This is a genomic window from Paludifilum halophilum (genome assembly GCF_002245355.1).
GTDB lineage: Bacteria > Bacillota > Bacilli > Thermoactinomycetales > DSM-45169 > Paludifilum > Paludifilum halophilum.
Map to the genome: position 1 here is coordinate 1 of NZ_NOWF01000007.1, position 19,055 is coordinate 19,055.

A 19,055-nucleotide genomic window follows, 5' to 3' on the forward strand; every position below is an offset into this window, starting at 1 on the left:
GGGTGGGGTTCCACACTCCGTTTCGTTGTTCTGACGAGCCAAAGGTACTCCGTGTGAAACCCCACCCTCCCGAACAGGAGCTTTGTCACAACGCTTCTAGGGGGGGTCATTCTGTACCGTCGGAGGATCCCTCTGTATTTTCCACCAGGGTGGCGATCCCCTGCCCCACTCCGATACACATCGTCGCCAGACCGAACCGGCCGTTTCGCCGTTTCAACTCATGTACGAGTGTCGTCATCAAGCGGGCTCCGCTGGCCCCCAGAGGGTGGCCCAGTGCGATGGCACCACCGTTGACATTCACCTTGGCGGAATCCAAACCCAACTCCCGGATACAGGGGATTGCCTGAGCGGCAAATGCTTCATTCAGTTCCACCAAATCGATGGCATCGACGGTCAGCCCGGTCCGTTGCAACAGTTTACGGGTGGCGTAGATCGGACCGAGCCCCATATAGCTCGGGTCGCAACCGGCCACGGCAAAGGCGCGAACCGAGGCCATCGGCGAAAAACCCAGATCTTTCGCCCGCTTCCGTTCCATCAACAACAGAGCGGCGGCACCGTCGTTGATTCCGGAAGCGTTGCCGGGAGTCACCGTGCCTCCCTCGCGGAAGGCGGGTTTCAGTTGACTCAATTTTTCCAGGGTCGTTCCGGGACGATAATGCTCATCCCTCTCCACCACCCGATCCTCCCCCCGCTTTTGGGGAACGGTGACGGAAACCACCTCGTCGCCGAACCTGCCTTCCTCCCAAGCCCGGGCGGCACGGCGCTGACTCTCGACAGCGAAGGCATCCTGTTCTTCCCGGGTCACCCCGTATCTTTCAGCCACATTTTCCGCCGTCTCCCCCATCGGGATCGGCGGATGTTTTTCAGCCAGCTTGGGATTGACAAAGCGCCAACCCAGTGTGGTATCCACCAGTTCCCGGTTTCCCGGGGGCAAGCCCTCCTCCGGCTTTAACAAAACCAGAGGCGCCCGGGACATGCTTTCCACCCCTCCAGCGATAAAAACGTCTCCGCTTCCCATCATCAGCGCCGCCGTGGCCTGGTTCACCGCTTCCAATCCGGATCCGCACAGCCGGTTGACGGTCGTCCCCGCCACCTGTTCCGGCAGTCCCGCCAACAGGGCGGACATCCGGGCTACATTTCGGTTATCTTCCCCGGCTTGGTTGGCATTCCCGAAGATCACATCCTCGACCTCACCGGAATCCAGCCGCGGATGGCGCTCCAGCAGCGCCTGAATCACGGCAGCCCCCAAATCGTCGGGCCGAAGACCGCTCAGGCTTCCCCGGTACCGGCCGAAGGGGGAGCGGAGGGCATCGACGATGACCGCTTCCCGCACGGTACCTCCTCCTTTTGATGGAATCCAAATTCACTCGGATTCAGGCATAGGGGGTTGTGTTCTACCACACTCCCGTTACACCCAAAGGGCACAAGTCGCGCCTAGTGCCTCTTCAGGCAACTTTAATCTATTTTATCCTTGCTGGAGGCGATCGGGCTGGCAGGCCGTCTCCGATCTCTTGCAAAAAACGCATAGTGAGACCGGGAAGCGGAGCGACCTTGGCGAGACTTGTGCTCTCCTGAGTGCAAAGGATCTACGCCGGCCCACCACCCTCCCAACTTGATTCCCAGATGAGGCACTAGAGTCGCTTCGCTCCCCGGTCACGCTACAGAGAACACGTCACCCCCTTTTTGAAACCGGATGATTGGATCATAAATCGTTCTGATCCAGACTCGATCACTCCGGCGGATCGAGCCTGTCACCGGTATCGATGAAACCCCCGTCCTGTCGATCGGCCCAGCCGGTTGGCATAAATCATTTTCCGAATGAGAGGAGCCGGTCGGTAGCGGTCCTCACCCAACTCTTCAAATAAACCCTTCAGAATCCATCCCACCTGGTCCACCCCGATCCGGTCCGCCCATTCCAGGGGACCGCGGGGATGATTCGTCCCCTTTTTCATCGCTGTGTCGATATCCTTCGCCGATGCCGCCTTCTCCGTCAATACATAGGCACTCTCGTTCACCATCAAGGCCAGTGTACGGGGAAAGACGAGACCGGGCTCGTCTCCGACCACCTCCACCGACTTGCCCCAGCGTTCCCAACAGGCGAGGCGGGCAGTCCACCCGGAATCCTCCTCCGCCTGCAACGGCCGGCTGATCTCCACCGTTTTCATCTCCCGGAGACAGAGCGGAGAAAAACCGGCCACCCGCTGAGGATGATTCAACCAGGAAGCGGCCTGCGCGGCGCAAGTATACAAAGCCGAAGTAAAGATGGGGACCTGTTCGAAAACCAGGGCTTCCGCCTGCCGAAGCCCTTCTTTCTTCCAGTCGGCGGGGCCGCTCACTCCATCGATGACTGCGGCGATATCCGGGACCGCCTTCTCTCGGGCCTGTTCCAGCGACCATACCTCCACCTTCTTCTCCCGGAAAAAGGCCGCCGTTTCTTCCGCCAAGGGGCCATCTCCGACCAACAACACCTTATCCGCCATGTCGGTAATGCCCCCTTCCCGCTTTGCGTCCCAAAGCGCCGCTCTCCACCATCTGCCGCTGGTCCGGATGAGGGCGGAAGCGGGGTTCCTGGAAAAATCCGTCATACACCGAGGTGGAAGCGGCATAATTGATATCGATCCCGATCAAGTCCTGCAATTCAAAGGGGCCCATCTTAAACCCGGCGGAGCGCAGAATCCGGTCTAGCTGCTCCTTGTCCGCCACCCCGTCCCCTACCATACGATACGCTTCACTGTGGAACGGGCGGGCGATCCGGTTGACGAGAAAACCGGGTGTATCCTTCACCCGGACAGGCTCCTTCCCTAAAGCGGCGATAAAGGATACCGCCCGGTCCATGGTATCGGCGTGAGTCATTCGCCCCGAGACGACTTCCACCAGCGGCATCACCGGGGCCGGATTGAAAAAGTGAAGACCCAATACCCGCTCCGGGTGTTTCACCGCCGCGGCAATGGCAGTGACAGAGAGGGAAGAGGTATTGGTAGCCAATACGGATTCACCGTCCACGACTTCCTCCAGTCGTGTGAAGAGTTCCCGCTTCACATCCAACTTTTCCACCACCGCTTCGATCACCCACCGGGCGGGAGCAACTTCTTCCAGCCGGACCGTCGGTCGAATCCTGAATTGGATTTCCTCTGCCTCCGCTTCCTCGATCCGCCCTTTTTTCATCTGCCGCCCCAACCGCCGTTGTATGCGCTGGACTCCCTCATCCAGTGCCTCCCGGGTCACATCATACAAAATGACTTCACAGCCGGAAGCGGCCAACACTTCAGCGACCCCGCCGCCCATGGTCCCGGCACCGATCACTGCCGCCGCTTCCTGTTGATGGCGAGGCTTATTCACTGCAGGTCACTTCACCGATCATCATCGTAACCAGGGAACCGGCAAAACCCATCAGATCCTTGGCAGTCGCTTTTCCTTCGGGAGAGTTCATCGCCGCATCCAGCGCTTCCCGACTGTCAAAGTACATCGCCGCCTCCAGATAGTACTTGGCTTCCCCGCCCATAGGAGCTCCCTGCATTTTCGTCACTTCCAGCCTCTTTAACCCCGGCATCTTTTTCACCAATGGAGTGTGAACCTTTTGATAGTGGTCGTCGAAGGATTCCTTGTTGTCGGGATGTTGATACAGAGCGATCAATTTGACCATGCCTGATTCCCCTTTTCTCTTTAAAATAAAGGACTTGCATCCGACTTCCGGCGATCGAGCACCCGAACCGCTTTTCCTTCACTGCGCGGAAGACTCTCCGGGGCCCGCAGAATCACTTCGGCATTCACGCCGAGGGCCTCTTTCAACAAAACCCGCAACCGATTACAAACCTCACCGCACCGGGGATCACCGGGATCGAAGGTGCCTCCGAGACGCCGTACAAGGGCTTCCGCCGCCTCCACCTCGACGGTGAGCCGATCCAGGTGCCCCTGCCGGGTCACCACCAACCGATAATGGGGAGCCGCCTCTTCCACTCCCAGCATCACAGATTCCAGCTCCGACGGAAATACATTGACTCCCCGGATGATCAGCATATCGTCGAGGCGCCCCTTGATCCGGGACATTCGGGCATGGGTCCGCCCACAGCGGCAACACTCCCGGTTCAGAGCCGCAATATCCCCGGTACGGTAGCGCAGGACGGGAAACGCCTCCTTGGTCAGGGAGGTGAAGACCAATTCCCCAAACTCCCCGTCCGGCAAATTCTCCCCTGTATCGGGATCAATCACCTCCGCCAGAAAGTGATCTTCGGCGATGTGTAGACCATCCTTTGCCTCCCGGCATTCAATGGCAACCCCCGGACCGATGACCTCAGACAAACCGTAAATATCTACTGCATCGATCCCCCAGGTGTCCTCCAGGGTCTCCCGCATCCCTTCAGACCAGGGCTCCGCACCGAAAATACCGTATTCCAGCCGGGTGTCCCGGGGGTTTTCCCCCGCCGCCGCGAACGTCTCCCCCAAACTGAGGATAAAGGAAGGGGTTCCAGCGATGCCCCGAGGGTGAAAATCCCGGATCAACGCGACCTGTCGGGAGCGGTTGCCACCGGAGACGGGAACAGTGGTCATCCCCAGACGCTCCCCGCCGTAATGCATCCCCAGTCCCCCGGTAAAGAGGCCATAACCATAAGCATTGTGAAAAAGGTCCCCCGGCCGTCCTCCGGCGGTGGCGATCGCCCGGGCACAAAGATCGGCCCAATGATCGATGTCCCTTTTCGTATACCCGACCACCGTCGGCTTCCCTTTGGTTCCTGAAGATCCGTGAATACGAACTACTTCCTCCCGATTCACCGCAAACAGGCCGAAGGGATAATTTTCCCACAAATCTCCCTTTCGAGTAAAAGGAAGACGTTTCACATCCTCCACACTCCGGATCCGGTTCGGCTGGATCCCCGACTCCTCCAGCCGCCGGCGGTAAAAAGGAACCCGGCGATAAACCCGTTCTACCGTCTCCGCCAGGCGCACCCCCTGTAGGCGCTTCAACTCTTCCCGGGCCAATGTTTCCAGTTCCCTCTGAAACAAGAAGGATTCCTCCCCTTTCCCGGACGCTCCGTCTTTTTGTCAAACCGGCTTCATCCCCTCAAAGGGCTGGTGACAGCGCTTACAATAAAAGATAGAACGGCAAGCCGTCGGACCGAACAAGTTGTGTACTTCCCCCTCTTCGGCACCGCAATAGGGACATTCCGGCACATGGACACCGAAGCCGGCCCCTTCTTCCACCGGAGGCGCAATCCCGAACTCTTTCAGCTTGCGCCGCCCCTCCGGAGTCATCCGGTCACTGGTCCAAGGCGGATCCATGACAAAGGAGACTTCCACTTCCTTCACCCCGTCCACCCGGCACAAACGCTTTTTCACCGCCTCTCCAATCAGGTCCAGGGCCGGGCAACCGACAAAGGTGGGGGTGATCTCCACTCGGACCCTCCCTTTCTCCGATTCCACCCGGTTGATGATCCCCAGCTCCAAAACACTGATCGCAGGAATCTCCGGGTCCTTCACTTCCTGAAGGGCTCTTCGCAAATCATCGGGGATGTGGTCGGTATCCGTCACCGTCTCAGCCACCATTCTCCCCCCTTTTACCACTGAGCCGCCGGATCGAGGTGATGCACTTGTCCCATCGTTTCGATCAACTCCTGAAGATCGAGGGTGTGCTCTCCCCGGCGCCCGTCCCGCTCCGGCAGAGGAAGTTCCCCCGGCCAGACCAGTCCCGCTTCTTCAAAGGCGGGGCGCACCCGTTCCTCCCAACGGCGGTGCATTTCGGCGGAATCGCAGGCAATCACCCCGTATCGGATCAGCTCCGCTTCATAAGCGCCCAGAGAGAAAAGTCCCGCCACATCCGGCCACAGGGATTCGACACCGGCAGTGATCCGTTGCCTGGCCTCGCCTCCCGCTGCACCCAGCCGAGTGAACCACAAAGAAAGGTGCATCCCATGATAATGCTCTTCCCGGCGGATCTTGGCCACTCCCCGGGCCAGAGGCCGGTAGCCGGAATCGAGGAGCGCCTCCAACCGAACCGCATCAAAGCAATCATACAAAAAATGACGAGCGATGGTAGCGGCCCAGTCCCCGTTGGGCCGTTCCGTCAGAACCGCGTTTCGGCGCTCATCAGGCGGCCTTTGGAAAGCCAAGAGGTCGGGATCCCTTTCTCCCAGCTCCTGCAGCCTTTCCAAAAAGAACACGGCATGGCCCACTTCGTCCTGAGCGATGGAACTGAAGGAGACATCCTCCTCGATGTCCGGGGCAAGACCCAGCCATTCGGAATCCCGATGTCCCAGACACAACTCATCGTCCGCTAGTTGAAGCAGCAGATCCGCCAACGCTTTCCGGTAGGCCGGATGGGCGGCGGCCTGCTCAGCGTTTTCCACTCTCATCGGCGCTCACCTGTCCCGTAACGGTTTCTCTTCCAAGTCCCGGACGATATCGTCCAAATGCATCGCCTTCTCCCGGTACATTTTCCACAGGCGCCCATTTTCCGAGTAGCCCGACACTTCCCGGTATTTCCGATCCATCTCCCGGGCGAAATAATCCGGGTCGTCGTAGGGAGTCGCCGTCACCTCCCGCCGGGGGACGACCCAGATATTGACCCCGCTCTCCCGCCTCAGAAAATTTTCCCGGGCGGTATGTAAGGCCATATCCGGGGAAGGAGCGACGACGCTCCCCATATGGACGTGCGGGTCCGCTTGAGTCTTCTGGACAAAGACTTCAAAAACATCGTACTGGATGCGTCCGCTATCCCCATGGTTCATTCCCATTCCCTCCCTGTAACACCCGTCATACCACAGACTGGGCGGCTCCCGACCGGACCATCGCTTTCCGCACCCAACGTTGTTCTTCATGAGCAAAGCGGCGAAGACGGATGCGGTCCCGGGACTTGGGCCCCCGGTTGAACCGTACGATCTCACTGAATCGCTTCCAGTCCGGCGGGGTGAATCGCCAGCGTTTTTCCTTTTCATCGTAACGCAGATCCGGATCAGGAATGGTCAGCCCCAGGGACCGGATGCGGGGAACGTATTTGTTAAAAAACTGTTGCCGCAATTCTTCATTGGTCTTGGTGCGAATCTTGTACTGGATCATTTTTCGCGCTGCTTCCGTCACTTCCACCGGGCCGAAGAAGAAAAGGAGGGACTCCCACCAACGATTGACAGCGTCCTGCAGCATCCGGCGTTGCTCATCCGTCCCCCCGGTCAGCGCCAGGATGATGTTCTCCCCGTGTTGCATATGAAAGCTTTCTTCGGCACAAATCCGCTTCAGTACCCGGGCGTAGGGACCGTAGGAGGTTTCAAGCAGGGCCGCCTGGTTGATGATCGCCGCGCCGTCCACCAGCCAGCCGATCACCCCGGCATCCGCCCATGTCGGGGCTTCCATATGAAAAACATTGTGAAATTTCACCCGGCCATCGATCAAATCCGTCACCAAATCCTCCCGGGTCTTGCCCAACGGAGCGGCGATATCCTCCGCCACCCGCAACAAAAGCTGACCGTGCCCCATCTCATCCTGCACCTTGGCCATCATGGCCAGCTTCCGCTTCAGCGTCGGCGCCCGGGGCACCCATTCCTTCTCCGGAAAAGCGCCCATGATCTCACTCACGCCGTGCATGTGGATCAGTTTGAGCAGCAGACGCCGATACTCGTCGGGCATCCAGTCCGTCGCCTCAATTTTCTCTCCCCGCTCCAGCCTCTCCATGAAACGAGCCTGGCGCTCCTCTTCAGTCATCGCTTTTCCTCCTTCCCATCGGACAATCCCGACAATAAAATCTCCGTGAATCGATCCGCCACCTGCTCCGGTGTCAGATCCCCCGACCGCCGATACCACTGGTATAATCCATTGGCCGCGGACAAAATCAATAACCGGGCGAATTTTTCGTCCACAATCCGAAACGCTCCGCTCTCCACTCCTTCCGAAAGCAGGCGGGCCCACATCCTTTCATATCGGTCCCGCTTTTGTTGAATGATTCTTCTGCGTTCGGATGCAAGCGATTTCCATTCGTGAAAAAAGACCGTCGCCGCTTCCAAATTGTCCGTAATCACCCGAATATGAGCAATCATTGCCCGGCGCAGTTTGTCGACAGGATCCGCCCGGCTGTCCACAATCGGGCGAAGAGACTGTAAAAACAGCTCCGCTCCCCGATCCGTGATTTCAAACAGAAGATCTTCCTTGGACTGAATATGAGCATACAAGCTCCCGGACAGCATTCCACAGGCTTCCGAAATATCCCGGATCGTTGTGGCGTGATATCCTTGTTTGCTGAATAGTTGGCTGGATTTCTCCAGAATCCGCTCTCTGCGTCCGATTCTGGGCATGATTCATCGCCTCGTTCCTCAACTGCCGCAGATTAAAAACAAGCGCTTGCTTGGTTTTATGATACAAGAAGATACGAAACGTTGTCAATGATCTGATAAGTAGGATGGCAAAGGTCGCTTAGCCAGAACACGTCCCCCTTCCGGCACCCAATTACCGGCTTATCAACAGTACTATTTTAGAGGCTTCGATTGAAGCCCATGTTATAGCCTCCATTGCTGTTTCCCTCGATTTCCCTTACGATTGAACGGAGAACCGATCAAAACAACCAGGGGTGAAAGGAGACAAAACCCATGGGCATTTCACTCATCGGCCTGATACTCGTTTTGGCCGTGATCATCCTTCTGCTTCTCCCGAAAGCTTCAAAAAAAGGATCAGGGTCCGGCAACCACTCCCCGTATTCCGGAGGATACAGCGGCGGATCCTCTTCCCCGGACAGCGGTTCCGACAGCGGCGGGGACGGGGGTGGAGGGGGAGACGGCTGAGGGTGTTAATGCCGTCTCGCCGTATCAGCAGTATAGAAAAAGCCCCATCCCGACTGACCAGGAACGCATTCCAACACAATAGGAGAACCATCGATGACGACTGACACCTGCTTTTCATCCTATCGATCCTTCGCCCGGGAAGAATGGAGAAAGCTCCGGGCCTCCGCCCCGTTGCCTTTGTCGAAGAAGGAACCATTTTCAGCCAACGTCAAAGCGGGGCTTCCGGAAGTGGAAGCCCCTGTCTATTCCCATTTGGCCTACGACATTCTGCCAGACGAGGTTCAAGTCGTACGCCAACCGGAGATCCTGATCATCGAGGGATTTTAAATATCCTGCAGACATCCGGAGAACCGCCTTCTCCGCAACTCCCCGCTCCTCCGTCTCCGACTTCTCCATCTACGTCAACCAGTCAAAGGGACCCGTACCGATCCACCGTCTCCTCGATCCACCGGCTGACCGCCGGGTGGGGAAGATAGGTTTCTCCAAGGTAGGAACAAGGGATATCCTCCAACGCTTTCGGTACCACTTCCTCCGTAAAGTAACCCGGACTCAAAAAAATCGGCAAGGCGAGTACCGGATCGAAATCCTTTAATCGTTCCGCCTTTTGTCTCACATCTCCGACTTGAAGCATCGCAAAGTCGACGGCGGGAAAAGCAAACCGATTCTTCAGGATTTCAGACAACCGTTGCAGTCCCTTTTCCCACTTCTGCCGGAACCCCGGTTTGTCGCTGCCGTGAGCCACCAGCAACAGGGATTCACGCTCCGGGCATCGGGACAGGGACCGAACCCGCTCCGTCAAGATATCTACCATGCAGGAGTGGGTATCCATAGCGGGACACCAAAAAACCTCCGCCCGGGGATGAATCGGTTGCAGATCCGTTGGCACACAGGGCCCCCGGTTGATCCCCAAAGCATATCGAATCTCTTCCAAATGGGTACTGCCTGAGGAGACGAAGAGAGGAACTGCAAGGATCCGTCTCACTCCCCACCTTTCCAGCTTACGCACCCCGTCAGCGATACTCCGGCCTTCCACCATCTCCAAGTATCCGACGACGACCGGGAGGTGAATCCCCGCCTGTGCCACCGCTTCCTCCACCTCCCGTACCCACCGCCCGGAGCGGGAACCGTGTGCGATCACCAATACGCCTGTATTCCGCGACGAAGTCATCATCCCGTCTCCTTTGCTTCAGCTGAATCTCTTATTTTCCAATGTACCACGCTCCCTCCCTTCAAACCAATCCTGTTTCTTCCTCCCGTTGACGGAATTCTTCATTCTCCCTCAAACCGATCTTCACCTCATCCCCCTCCACAATGACAGGATAGGTTTGGACACATCCGGAATCGGGATCCTGCACCTTTCCATCCTTCAACCGAATCTTCCACTCGTGGAGGGGACAATATACGTATCCCCCGCTGATCATACCTTCGGCCAGAGGACCGCCGCGATGGGGACACCTGTTTTCCACTGCCCGGATCTCTCCACCAGATAAACGGAACACCGCCAATTCCAAATTCCCGATATGAACCACCCGGCCTGTACGCTCGGGGATCTCCGTCACTTTTCCGATCGTAACCTCTCTCATATATCTCCCTCCCGTCCATGTTCTGCAGAGACCGAAACCCGGCTCTCCTCGTATAAACTTTGCCGTATAGCGGAATCGGAGGCATCCTTTTTCCAGGGGTCCCGTCTTGAGCTCAACACTTGTTCCAACCGGCTTAGTAACTGTTTGCAGTTTTCTTGATCCTCCACCACGGCTTTCTTGATCGCCTCCAGCCCGATCCGCTCGATCCAGCCGGAGGTACGCTCCCAGTATTCGGCGGTTTCCCGGTAAAACTGCAGATAAGCGCCGGTAACCTCCATAACTTCCTCTGATGTTTGCACTTTGCACAAAAAGTCCGCTCCCCGCAAATTCACTCCGCCATTGCCTCCGATATAAATTTCCCACCCGCCTTCCACACCGACCACGCCCAAATCCTTAATACCGGATTCCGCACAGTTGCGGGGACAGGCAGAGACGGCCATCTTAACCTTATGGGGTGTATCCAGCCCCTCAAATTTCTTCTCCATATCGATCCCCATCTGAATCGAATTTTGCGTGCCGAACCGGCAAAAGTCGGCGCCGACGCAGGTTTTGACGGTGCGGATCGCTTTGGCGTAAGCATGCCCCGAAGCCATCCCCAGCTCCGACCAAATCTTTGGGAGGTCTTCCTTTTGGACGCCGAGTAAATCCAACCGTTGACCCCCGGTCACTTTCACCATCCGCACCCGGTACTTTTCCGCCACATCGGCGATCCTTCGCAGCTCCTCCGGCGAGGTGACCCCCCCGTACATCCGGGGGACCACGGAGTAGGTACCGTCGTTTTGAATGTTAGCGTGCCGTTGTTCGTTGATAATGCGGGATTCCCGTTCGTCTTCGTGTTCCCGGGGCCATACCATCCCCAGATAGTAATTAAGGGCCGGACGGCATCGAGGACATCCCTCGGGATTTTTCCAGTCCAATACATTCATCGTTTCTTTCACCATGGTCAGTCTTTTTTGGCGGATAGCTTCCACAACCTCATCCCGGGTCAGATCCGTACAGGAACAAATCGGCGTACGAGAGGCGTTCTCCCGATCATATTCCTCTCCCAGCTCCTGCTGCAAAATTTGCTCCACCAGGGGTTGGCAACCGCCGCAGGAGGAACCGGCCTTGGTGTACCGCTTCACTTCCGCCACCGATGCCAATCCCTTTTCCCGAATTCCCTCGAGGATTTGACCCTTGGACACTCCGTTGCAATCACAGACCTGATCCGCATCCTCCATCTCTCGAACCGGTGAAATACCGCTGTCACTGGAATCCGTTACCGCTAAGGCCGCGTGGATCGCATCCGTCATCTCCCGGCGATCCCGGATCCAGCGAAAAAGTGAAGCGGAATCGGACGTATCCCCGAACAAGACACCGCCGATGATGCGGTCATCCCTCAAAAGAACTTTTTTGTAGATCCCTTTCCATTCATCCTGAATACGGAGAGACCGGGTATCCGGCTGGTCATTGAATTCCCCTGCAGAAAACACATCCACTCCCGACACCTTCAGCTTGGTGGACACCACCGAACCTTCATAGGGCGGCGTATCCAGCCCGCAGAGACGTTTGGCCAAAACCGCCCCTTGTTCCCGGTGGGGAGCAACCAGTCCATACACAGTCTCCCGATGCTCGGCACATTCACCGACGGCATAAACATCCGGGGTACTCGTTTCCATAAAATCGTTGACGACGATCCCGCGGTTCACTTCGAATCCGCTCTCTGCAGCCAAGCGGACGTTGGGCCGGATCCCGACAGCCATCACCACCAGATCCGCATCTATGGTGGACCCGTCCTTAAACTGGAGACCCGTCACCCGTTTTTCACCGAGAATTTTTTCTGTCTGTTTTTCCATCAGAAAGCGCATCCCCTGCCGTTCCAGTTCCGCCTGGAGCATCTTGGCCGCCTCCCGGTCCAGTTGCCGCTCCATCAACCGATCGAAAAGGTGAATCACGCTCACATCCATGTTCAGATTTAACAGCCCCCTGGCCGCTTCCAGCCCCAGAAGACCGCCGCCAATAACAGCCGCTTTTTTATATTTCCGGGAAGCCTCCACCATCGCCTCACAATCTTTCATATCCCGAAAGGCGATCACTCCGTCTTTCTCCCTTCCCGGAAGCGGAAGCATGAGGGGGTGGGAACCGGTTGCCAGGAGGAGCTGATCATAAGGAACGGATAAACCGTTGTCCGTGTAAACTTTCCGCTTCTCCGTGTCGACTCGGGTGACCTCATGCCCGGCATAAAGCGTTATTCCGTTTTTCTCGTACCAATCCCAATCGTTGAGGATAATATCCTCCATTTCCGTATCGCCGGCCAACACCGATGACAACAAAATCCGGTTATAGTTGGGATGAGGCTCCTGTCCAAAGATCGTGATCTCATACTGATCCTTCGCCAGTTTCAACACGTGTTCGACGACGTTCACTCCGGCCATTCCGTTACCAACTAAAACCAATTTCTTTTTCACCCTGATCTCTCTCCTTGCATCGATGATATTTTCGGAATACCCTTCACCTTCACCGGTGTGACACGGACGGCACAAGCCTTGAAAGAGGGCATCCGGCTATCCGGATCCAACTCGGGAAGCGTCAAGCGATTGATACACTGTTCCCCGCCCCAGTGCATCGGTCCAAACACCGTATCCTCCCGAATTCCGGATGTCAGTTTGACCCTGAGCACCATTTCTCCGCGTCGGGATACAATATGGGCCTCCTGTCCATTCTCGAGGCCGCACCGTTTCGCCCTGTCCGGGTGCATGTACAGGAACGGCTCCGGCGCTTTACCATTCAGATCCGGCGTTCGCCGGGTCTGAGCTCCACTGAGATAATGCGGCATCAATCGGCCGGTAGTCAGAACCAGGGGGTATTCATCGTTTGTCGGCTCGGGAAGGGAAACATGAGGAACGGGGGTGAGCCGGGCCCGCCCGTCGGAATGGAAGAAACGGCGATCGGTAAAGAGTCGCGCTTCTCCCGGCGTATCTTTCCGGGAACAAGGCCAGAATACACCCCCCTCCTCCTCGATTCGCCCATAGCTGATACCGGAATAATCGGCGATTCCTCCCCGACTGGCACAGCGAAGTTCGTCAAAAATCTTCTCTGGCGAAGAATAGGAAAAATACTTCCCTTTCCCCAGTACGCGAGCCATCTCCCCGAGAATCACCCAATCCGGCTTTGCTGTACCCGGCAGCTTTTTAACCGCTCGGCGCAGAGTCACCCTTCCTTCCAGATTGGTCATCGTCCCTTCGTCTTCCAAATAGGAGGAACCGGGCAGGACCAGATCGGCCATCTCGGCCGTCTCCGACAGAAAGAGATCAATCACAACCAAAAAATCCAACTGCTTCAGCGCCTTCTCCACAAACCCGACGTCGGGGCTGGAGACAAGAGGATTGGAAGAAAGAATCACCATCCCTCGGATCGCCCTTTCCAAGGCCAATGAAAACATCTCAAAGGCGGATACCCCGGACCCCGGAAGATCGCTCTCCTTCACTCCCCAAACTTCCGCCACCGCCCGTCGGTGCTCCGGTTCGTCGATACGCCGGTACCCCGGGAGTTGATCCGCCTTTTGCCCGTGTTCCCGACCGCCCTGTCCATTTCCCTGACCGGTTACGGCCCCGTAACCGGACCCGACACCACCGATTTTTCCTGTCAGCAATATCAAATTGATAAAATTGCGGACATTCTGGACCCCGGTGGCATGCTGTTCCACTCCCCGAGCCGTCAACACCCAACCCGTCTCCGCTTCACCGTAAGCCCGCGCCGTCCGAATAATCTCTTCTGCCGGCACCCCGGACTCCCGGGCTGCTTCACCGATGGAGACCGACTGCAAATAATCCATCAACGCTTCCCCGCCAGTCGTATGGTTCCGGAGGAACGCCTCATCCGTATATCCCTCCTCCACAATCACCTTCAATATCCCGTTTACAAGCGCCACGTCACCCCCCGGACGAACCGCCAGATGAATATCCGCCAATTTGGCGGTCGGTGTCTTTCGGGGGTCGATGACAATCAGCACCGCTCCGTTCGCTTTTGCCCTCCGCAGATAAGGCATCATCGTCGGCTGACATTCGGCGATGTTGGCACCCGCCACGATGATGCATCCAGCTCTGGGAATATCGGATAACGGGGCTGTCATACCCCGGTCCACCCCGAAGGCCTGGTTCGCCGCCGTCGCCGCTGATGACATACAGAAGCGCCCGTTGTAATCGATATAGCAGGTGCCCAAACCGATCCTCGCAAATTTGCCGAGAAGATACGCCTCTTCATTGGTCAGGGATCCCCCGCCGTAAACCGCAACGGCATCCCGCCCGGCCTGGCGCTGAGTATCCGTCACCTTTCGCCGGAACCAATCCATCGCCTCCTCCCAGGAGACGGGTTCCAATTTTCCGTTTCTTCGCAACAGAGGGCTCTTCAACCGGTTCCGGTCTAAAGCGTGAACATGAGCTTGCATCCCCTTTACGCACAACCGCCCTTGAACCACTGGATCCTCCCTGTTGGGAGACACTTGATAGCGGGAAGAGTATGGAGAATGCTTTTTGTGAAGGTACATCGTACACTGCATACTGCAATAGGGACACTGCGTTTTCTCCCTTCGTTCAACCGTAAGCTTTTGCTCCTGTTCCCGAAATTGCCTGAGAAATGCGTCCAATCGTCCCACCACTTCCTATCCGTTATGTAGCGAAGCTCGCGAAACCTCGCCTATACCCAGTTTGCGGTCCCACTGACGCCCGATCAACCACATCGTGACAAACGCCGCCGCCGCAACTCCGGTAATCGCCAGGAAACCGGCGGAATAGGTTCCCGCAGCGTCCTTCAATACGCCGAGCAGCGCAGGGAGCATAAAGCCGCCCAGACCGCCGGCCGCTCCGATCAATCCCGTCATCACCCCCATCTCTTTTCCGAAACGCCGGGGAACAAGCTGGAATACCGCTCCGTTTCCTGTTCCTAAAGCCATCATCACCAAAAACAGAGTCCCTGTCTGTAACGCAAAGGGCGGCAGAAAGGAGACAATCACGAACAGGACAGTAATCGCCAGAAACAAGGCTTGAAGTACCCGTACGCCGCCGATTTTGTCGGCCACCCAACCGCCGACAGGTCGGAAGAAACTGCCGGCCAGGAGACAGAGCGTGACAAAATCACCGGTTTCCACACGAGTCAGCTCATAGCTGTCGTGGAAGAAAGCCGGCATAAATCCGGCCATTCCCACGAAGCCACCGAAGGTGACACTGTAGAAAAAGCAGAACAGCCAGGCATCTCTTTGCTTCATCACATGGAAATAGTCCGACCATCCTTTCGGAGGAGACGAATCAGGGGGTTCCTTCGCAATCAACCAAAACACCAACAGGACCAGCCCCATCGGAATCATCGCCAACCCGAACACAGCATGCCAGTTGCCGAACGCTTCCGCCAACCGGGGAGCGAACAGGGTCGCCAATAGTGTCCCGCTGTTCCCCGCCCCGGCAATCCCCAAGGCCAATCCCTGGTATTGAGGCGGATACCATCGGCTGGCCAAGGGCAGGGCAACCGCAAAGCTGGCTCCGGCGATCCCCAATAAAAAACCGTAGGTATACACTTCCAGGAGTGTGCTTCCGAAAATCCAGAGCGAAAAGAGAGGCACTTGAGTAAGGATCATCCCGAGTAACGCTGTCTTTTTCGCCCCGACCCGATCGGTAAGGACACCCAACACCACCCTAAATACCGCTCCCCCCAAAATAGGAAGTGCCACCAACAACCCTTTTTGCGAGGCCGTCAAATGAAGGTCATCTGCCACAAACACCGAAACCGCCCCTAACAACACCCACACCATAAAGCTGAGATCAAAGTAAAGAAAACAAGCGAGTAAACTGGGCCAGTGACCGCTGTTCCAAAATCCGCGCATCCGGTTCATCGAACAACCTCCCGATCCATTTGTACTTATTTGAGGGACAATCCGGATTCCCTCAAATATTCCGTCAACTAAAACAAAGCCTGCCCCGATTGGGGACAGGCTTCGTTGCCTTCAAAAAAATCAGTTCACCGATTCCTTTCCCGGCACACCCTTGTACGGGAAATCGAGATTCCTTCGCTCTCTCAGCGACAAGATCATTATAAAAAACCCCCTTCGATTATGTCAACTATATTCACATAATATTCATCAAATCCTGTTTTTTAAGTTTTTAACCTTGATTTAATGTCAGTTTAATTTACATAAAAAAGACGGTGTAGTATGATGGTAAAAAATGAATTCCTAAATTCTGAACCTATCGAAACGCGAGGTGATTTTTCATTGTATACGCTCCATTGGATCGCAGAACCCTCGCAGATCAAAGGACTTGAGACCCTCTCCCCGGAATCGGTCACTGCAGACAGACGGAAATACATCCCCTTTCGGGTCTGGCACATGTTAAAGGATGCCGGCTATATTCTCCGTCCGCTCTCTACCCGTGATCAAATGGAAGAGATTCATCCCTCCGCCGATGCGGTTATTTGGGCCGTACCCGCTACTCGCGTTTCATCCTTCACCTCCAAGCCATTCTGGAAATCACTCCCCCGGTTGTGGGTGTGTGACGAAAGTAATGTCTCCGATCATCATCCCCTGCTGGAAGAGGAGATCGACGGCATTCTCCACCCTGGGATGAAACCGGAACAAATCCGGTGGACACTTCTTTTGGGTGAACGGTCCCACCATCGACGGCAACAACGGCAAAGGGAAATCCGGCGACTCCAAACGCAGTTGGAAGAAAGAAAGTGGATCGATCAGGCCAAGGGAATTTTGTGCGAAGTCAAACAGTTATCCGAGGCAGAGGCTTACGGAATACTGCGTCGACAAGCGATGAATGAACGGAGAAAGATCGGGGATGTGGCTTTTTCTATCGTTCATGTTTACCGAATGTTGCAAAAACCGAATGCGGGAGGAAATACGAATCATGTTTGACCTGTTAAAAGAAGTCGGTCGGGGGAAGAAAGGAGCCAAAAACCTCACCTATGAGCAGGCCTGTAACGCGGCGGAAAGAATCCTGACCGGGAAAGCCACCTCGGCACAGATCGGTGCCTTCTTCATGGCAGAACGGATCAAGATGGAATCCCCGGAGGAAATCCTCGCCTTCGTTGAAGCCCTCCGCGTTCACAGTATTCGTTATCTCCTCTATGGCGGAATCGATTGTGCCGGACCTTATGACGGACGACGCCACTCGTGGATCGCTACCTTACCCACCGCCTTTGTCCTGACTGCCTGCGGCCTGCCTGTCACCCTGCACGGCTCCCCCGCTCTTCCGCCCAAACGGGGAATTGCCTTAATAGATGTCCTGAAAGAAATGGGCCTGTCCGTCCGTCGATGTTCCCGGGAAGCTCTTCAGGCTGGAGCTGATCAAAGCGGGTTTCTGTTCGTACCCGCGGACAGCTGGTGCGCTCCCCTCCGCGCCATTCGACCCCTGCGGGAAGAACTCGGGTTTCGAACCCTTCTGAACACAGCAGAAAAACTGATCCGCTTCTCCGATGCCCCTTATATGGCGATCGGTGTTTTTCACAAAACCGCCTTTGACAAAATGACAGAGATTTTGACACATATCGGCGTTCACAGCGGAATCATTGTTCAAGGAACGGAAGGATCGGAAGATCTGCCGGTGGACCGACGCTCCCGAGCGGCCATCCTCCGCAAGGGCCGTTGTGAAACCATGATATTCGATCCGGATTCCTACGGATTGAAAAAACGGATGCCCAACATCGAATGGACCGCAAAGCGCCAAGCACAGACTATTTCAGAAGTCCTGCAGGGATCCGGTGAACCCGCCTACCGGAATATGGTCTTGTTGAACAGCGCTGTCCGCCTGTGGACCGCAGGCAGAGCGGAATCGCCGGAAGAGGGGTTGGAACGGGCTTGTCACACCCTCGACCGGGGCCTCGCCCTCCATCAGTATCAGTGGTGGAGAGAAACCGTTTTGGCCATGGATGAAAAATCCCGGTGAATCTCTTCAAGGGATTCACCGGGATTTTTCATTTTGCCCTTCTCTTTTTGTCAACCCCTCATCTCCCTTTCAATCATAAGGCTGACGGCACTTTTAAACGAAATTTAACAGATCTGTGTTACACTATAAGTTGTGTTTGCGGATGAGAATCGCATTCTCATCCAAAAAAGCGAACAGGAGGCCACATACGTGGATTGGTATCAAAGGTTGAATGAATATTTTCCGGAAAAGGAAATGAAAAAGCACGGTCAATTGCGCGATCTGATCAATGAGCAGGATCATTACCACAAAGAGGAATCCGAAGATCATCTGATTCTCTATGGAGAGTTTCCTTCTTTTTTGTTTGTGGATTATCTGCTCGTCAGTCCCCATTCCCGGGGAACAGGGGTCGGCAGTCGGGTAATTGACGAACTGAAAAAGAAAAAGAAGCCGATTTTATTGGAAGTGGAACCGATCGACCCGAAAGACCCGGACACCGCCAAACGGATCCATTTCTACGAAAAGCACGGCTTCACCCAGGCCGAACAAGTCCGGTACCAGCGGAAAACCGAAGATGGTGACACCTTTGAAATGCTGATCTACTACTGGACCCCGAACAAAATCACGCCGAAGCAAGTGTTGAAAAATATGGCCAAAGCCTGCGATGAAATTCACAACTACCGCTCCATGCGCCATTACGGGCGCATTCAGGCTAAACCGGAAGACACACTGGAATTGAAAGAACCGGCCATCGCCTGATAAGCGCTTCTAACGATAGAAGACCTCGAGGGATCCCCGCGATCCCTCGGTTTTTT

Annotated in this window: 19 protein-coding genes and 1 pseudogene; 5 read left to right on the forward strand and 15 right to left on the reverse strand. The window is 55.9% G+C overall.

Going from position 1 to position 19,055, the window contains the following annotated elements:
• Positions 1–106 precede the first annotated feature (106 nt).
• The 10 genes from CHM34_RS11710 to CHM34_RS11755 form a co-directional block, all read right to left on the reverse strand.
• Positions 107–1,333, reverse strand: a complete 1,227-nt coding sequence (locus CHM34_RS11710) for a thiolase family protein (RefSeq protein WP_094264809.1) — start codon at positions 1,331–1,333, stop codon at positions 107–109.
• 418 nt (positions 1,334–1,751) lie between these two features.
• Positions 1,752–2,480, reverse strand: a complete 729-nt coding sequence (locus CHM34_RS11715; RefSeq protein ID WP_141201698.1) for a 3-hydroxyacyl-CoA dehydrogenase family protein — start codon at positions 2,478–2,480, stop codon at positions 1,752–1,754.
• Complete coding sequence (locus CHM34_RS11720) at positions 2,470–3,339, reverse strand: 3-hydroxyacyl-CoA dehydrogenase family protein (RefSeq protein WP_276207701.1); 870 nt, start codon at positions 3,337–3,339, stop codon at positions 2,470–2,472. Before CHM34_RS11720 ends, CHM34_RS11715 begins: the two co-directional genes overlap by 11 nt.
• The gene (locus tag CHM34_RS11725; RefSeq protein ID WP_094264811.1) at positions 3,332–3,643 is read right to left on the reverse strand and encodes an EthD family reductase; all 312 of its coding nucleotides are present in this window, start codon (positions 3,641–3,643) and stop codon (positions 3,332–3,334) included. Before CHM34_RS11725 ends, CHM34_RS11720 begins: the two co-directional genes overlap by 8 nt.
• A gap of 20 nt (positions 3,644–3,663) precedes the next feature.
• The gene (locus tag CHM34_RS11730; RefSeq protein ID WP_094264812.1) at positions 3,664–5,001 is read right to left on the reverse strand and encodes a phenylacetate--CoA ligase family protein; all 1,338 of its coding nucleotides are present in this window, start codon (positions 4,999–5,001) and stop codon (positions 3,664–3,666) included.
• A 39-nt stretch (positions 5,002–5,040) separates the two neighbouring features.
• Positions 5,041–5,538 carry a 1,2-phenylacetyl-CoA epoxidase subunit PaaD gene (paaD, locus tag CHM34_RS11735; RefSeq protein ID WP_240511992.1) on the reverse strand — a complete coding sequence of 166 codons (498 nt, stop codon included), beginning with the start codon at positions 5,536–5,538 and terminating at the stop codon, positions 5,041–5,043.
• Positions 5,539–5,552: 14 nt separating this feature from the next.
• Positions 5,553–6,347 (reverse strand): 1,2-phenylacetyl-CoA epoxidase subunit PaaC, encoded by a 795-nt coding sequence (paaC, locus tag CHM34_RS11740; RefSeq protein ID WP_094264814.1) that lies wholly within the window; start codon positions 6,345–6,347, stop codon positions 5,553–5,555.
• A 6-nt stretch (positions 6,348–6,353) separates the two neighbouring features.
• Positions 6,354–6,722, reverse strand: a complete 369-nt coding sequence (locus CHM34_RS11745) for a phenylacetic acid degradation protein (protein WP_240511993.1) — start codon at positions 6,720–6,722, stop codon at positions 6,354–6,356.
• A gap of 25 nt (positions 6,723–6,747) precedes the next feature.
• On the reverse strand, positions 6,748–7,689 hold the full coding sequence (paaA, locus tag CHM34_RS11750; RefSeq protein ID WP_094264816.1) for a 1,2-phenylacetyl-CoA epoxidase subunit PaaA: 942 nt from the start codon (positions 7,687–7,689) through the stop codon (positions 6,748–6,750).
• The gene (locus CHM34_RS11755; RefSeq protein ID WP_094264817.1) at positions 7,686–8,276 is read right to left on the reverse strand and encodes a TetR/AcrR family transcriptional regulator; all 591 of its coding nucleotides are present in this window, start codon (positions 8,274–8,276) and stop codon (positions 7,686–7,688) included. Before CHM34_RS11755 ends, paaA begins: the two co-directional genes overlap by 4 nt.
• A 291-nt stretch (positions 8,277–8,567) precedes the next feature.
• Between CHM34_RS11755 and CHM34_RS11760 the strand changes: the two genes are divergently transcribed.
• Together CHM34_RS11760 and CHM34_RS19000 are read left to right on the forward strand one after the other, a co-directional pair.
• Positions 8,568–8,759, forward strand: coding sequence for a hypothetical protein (locus CHM34_RS11760; RefSeq protein ID WP_094264818.1), 192 nt, complete (start codon positions 8,568–8,570; stop codon positions 8,757–8,759).
• 195 nt (positions 8,760–8,954) lie between these two features.
• Positions 8,955–9,080, forward strand: a pseudogene (locus tag CHM34_RS19000) (type I pantothenate kinase); the annotation flags it as partial.
• Between the two features lie 88 nt (positions 9,081–9,168).
• Here CHM34_RS19000 and CHM34_RS11770 read toward each other — a convergent pair.
• The 5 genes from CHM34_RS11770 to CHM34_RS11790 form a co-directional block, all read right to left on the reverse strand.
• Positions 9,169–9,927: a sirohydrochlorin chelatase gene (locus CHM34_RS11770; RefSeq protein ID WP_169713710.1), complete on the reverse strand. Its 759-nt coding sequence runs from the start codon at positions 9,925–9,927 to the stop codon at positions 9,169–9,171.
• Positions 9,928–9,988: 61 nt separating this feature from the next.
• On the reverse strand, positions 9,989–10,342 hold the full coding sequence (gene nirD / locus CHM34_RS11775) for a nitrite reductase small subunit NirD (protein WP_094264821.1): 354 nt from the start codon (positions 10,340–10,342) through the stop codon (positions 9,989–9,991).
• Positions 10,339–12,789: a nitrite reductase large subunit NirB gene (nirB, locus tag CHM34_RS11780; protein WP_094264822.1), complete on the reverse strand. Its 2,451-nt coding sequence runs from the start codon at positions 12,787–12,789 to the stop codon at positions 10,339–10,341. The genes nirD and nirB overlap by 4 nt, the downstream gene beginning before the upstream one ends.
• Positions 12,786–14,975 carry an assimilatory nitrate reductase catalytic subunit NasC gene (gene nasC, locus CHM34_RS11785; protein ID WP_439116328.1) on the reverse strand — a complete coding sequence of 730 codons (2,190 nt, stop codon included), beginning with the start codon at positions 14,973–14,975 and terminating at the stop codon, positions 12,786–12,788. Before nasC ends, nirB begins: the two co-directional genes overlap by 4 nt.
• Before the next feature lie 6 nt (positions 14,976–14,981).
• Entirely contained in the window at positions 14,982–16,205 is a 1,224-nt protein-coding gene (locus tag CHM34_RS11790; RefSeq protein WP_240511994.1) for an MFS transporter, read from the reverse strand.
• Between the two features lie 378 nt (positions 16,206–16,583).
• Here CHM34_RS11790 and CHM34_RS11795 point away from each other — a divergent pair, with 378 nt between their 5' ends.
• From CHM34_RS11795 to CHM34_RS11805, 3 genes are all read left to right on the forward strand, one after another.
• Complete coding sequence (locus CHM34_RS11795) at positions 16,584–17,231, forward strand: ANTAR domain-containing response regulator (RefSeq protein WP_169713711.1); 648 nt, start codon at positions 16,584–16,586, stop codon at positions 17,229–17,231.
• On the forward strand, positions 17,224–18,261 hold the full coding sequence (locus tag CHM34_RS11800) for an anthranilate phosphoribosyltransferase (protein WP_094264825.1): 1,038 nt from the start codon (positions 17,224–17,226) through the stop codon (positions 18,259–18,261). Before CHM34_RS11795 ends, CHM34_RS11800 begins: the two co-directional genes overlap by 8 nt.
• A 189-nt stretch (positions 18,262–18,450) precedes the next feature.
• Entirely contained in the window at positions 18,451–18,999 is a 549-nt protein-coding gene (locus CHM34_RS11805) for a GNAT family N-acetyltransferase (protein ID WP_094264826.1), read from the forward strand.
• The last annotated feature ends 56 nt before the right edge of the window (positions 19,000–19,055 follow it).

What these genes read in the sequence shown, in the direction of transcription:
- CHM34_RS11725 (WP_094264811.1), bottom strand. Translation starts at nt 3,643, where the DNA reads ATGGTCAAATTGATCGCTCTGTATCAACATCCCGACAACAAGGAATCC.
- CHM34_RS11755 (WP_094264817.1), bottom strand. Translation starts at nt 8,276, where the DNA reads ATGCCCAGAATCGGACGCAGAGAGCGGATTCTGGAGAAATCCAGCCAA.
- paaA (WP_094264816.1), bottom strand. Translation starts at nt 7,689, where the DNA reads ATGACTGAAGAGGAGCGCCAGGCTCGTTTCATGGAGAGGCTGGAGCGG.
- nirD (WP_094264821.1), bottom strand. Translation starts at nt 10,342, where the DNA reads ATGAGAGAGGTTACGATCGGAAAAGTGACGGAGATCCCCGAGCGTACA.
- paaC (WP_094264814.1), bottom strand. Translation starts at nt 6,347, where the DNA reads ATGAGAGTGGAAAACGCTGAGCAGGCCGCCGCCCATCCGGCCTACCGG.
- CHM34_RS11715 (WP_141201698.1), bottom strand. Translation starts at nt 2,480, where the DNA reads ATGGCGGATAAGGTGTTGTTGGTCGGAGATGGCCCCTTGGCGGAAGAA.
- CHM34_RS11760 (WP_094264818.1), top strand. Translation starts at nt 8,568, where the DNA reads ATGGGCATTTCACTCATCGGCCTGATACTCGTTTTGGCCGTGATCATC.
- CHM34_RS11770 (WP_169713710.1), bottom strand. Translation starts at nt 9,927, where the DNA reads ATGACTTCGTCGCGGAATACAGGCGTATTGGTGATCGCACACGGTTCC.
- CHM34_RS11800 (WP_094264825.1), top strand. Translation starts at nt 17,224, where the DNA reads ATGTTTGACCTGTTAAAAGAAGTCGGTCGGGGGAAGAAAGGAGCCAAA.
- CHM34_RS11790 (WP_240511994.1), bottom strand. Translation starts at nt 16,205, where the DNA reads ATGAACCGGATGCGCGGATTTTGGAACAGCGGTCACTGGCCCAGTTTA.
- CHM34_RS11745 (WP_240511993.1), bottom strand. Translation starts at nt 6,722, where the DNA reads ATGAACCATGGGGATAGCGGACGCATCCAGTACGATGTTTTTGAAGTC.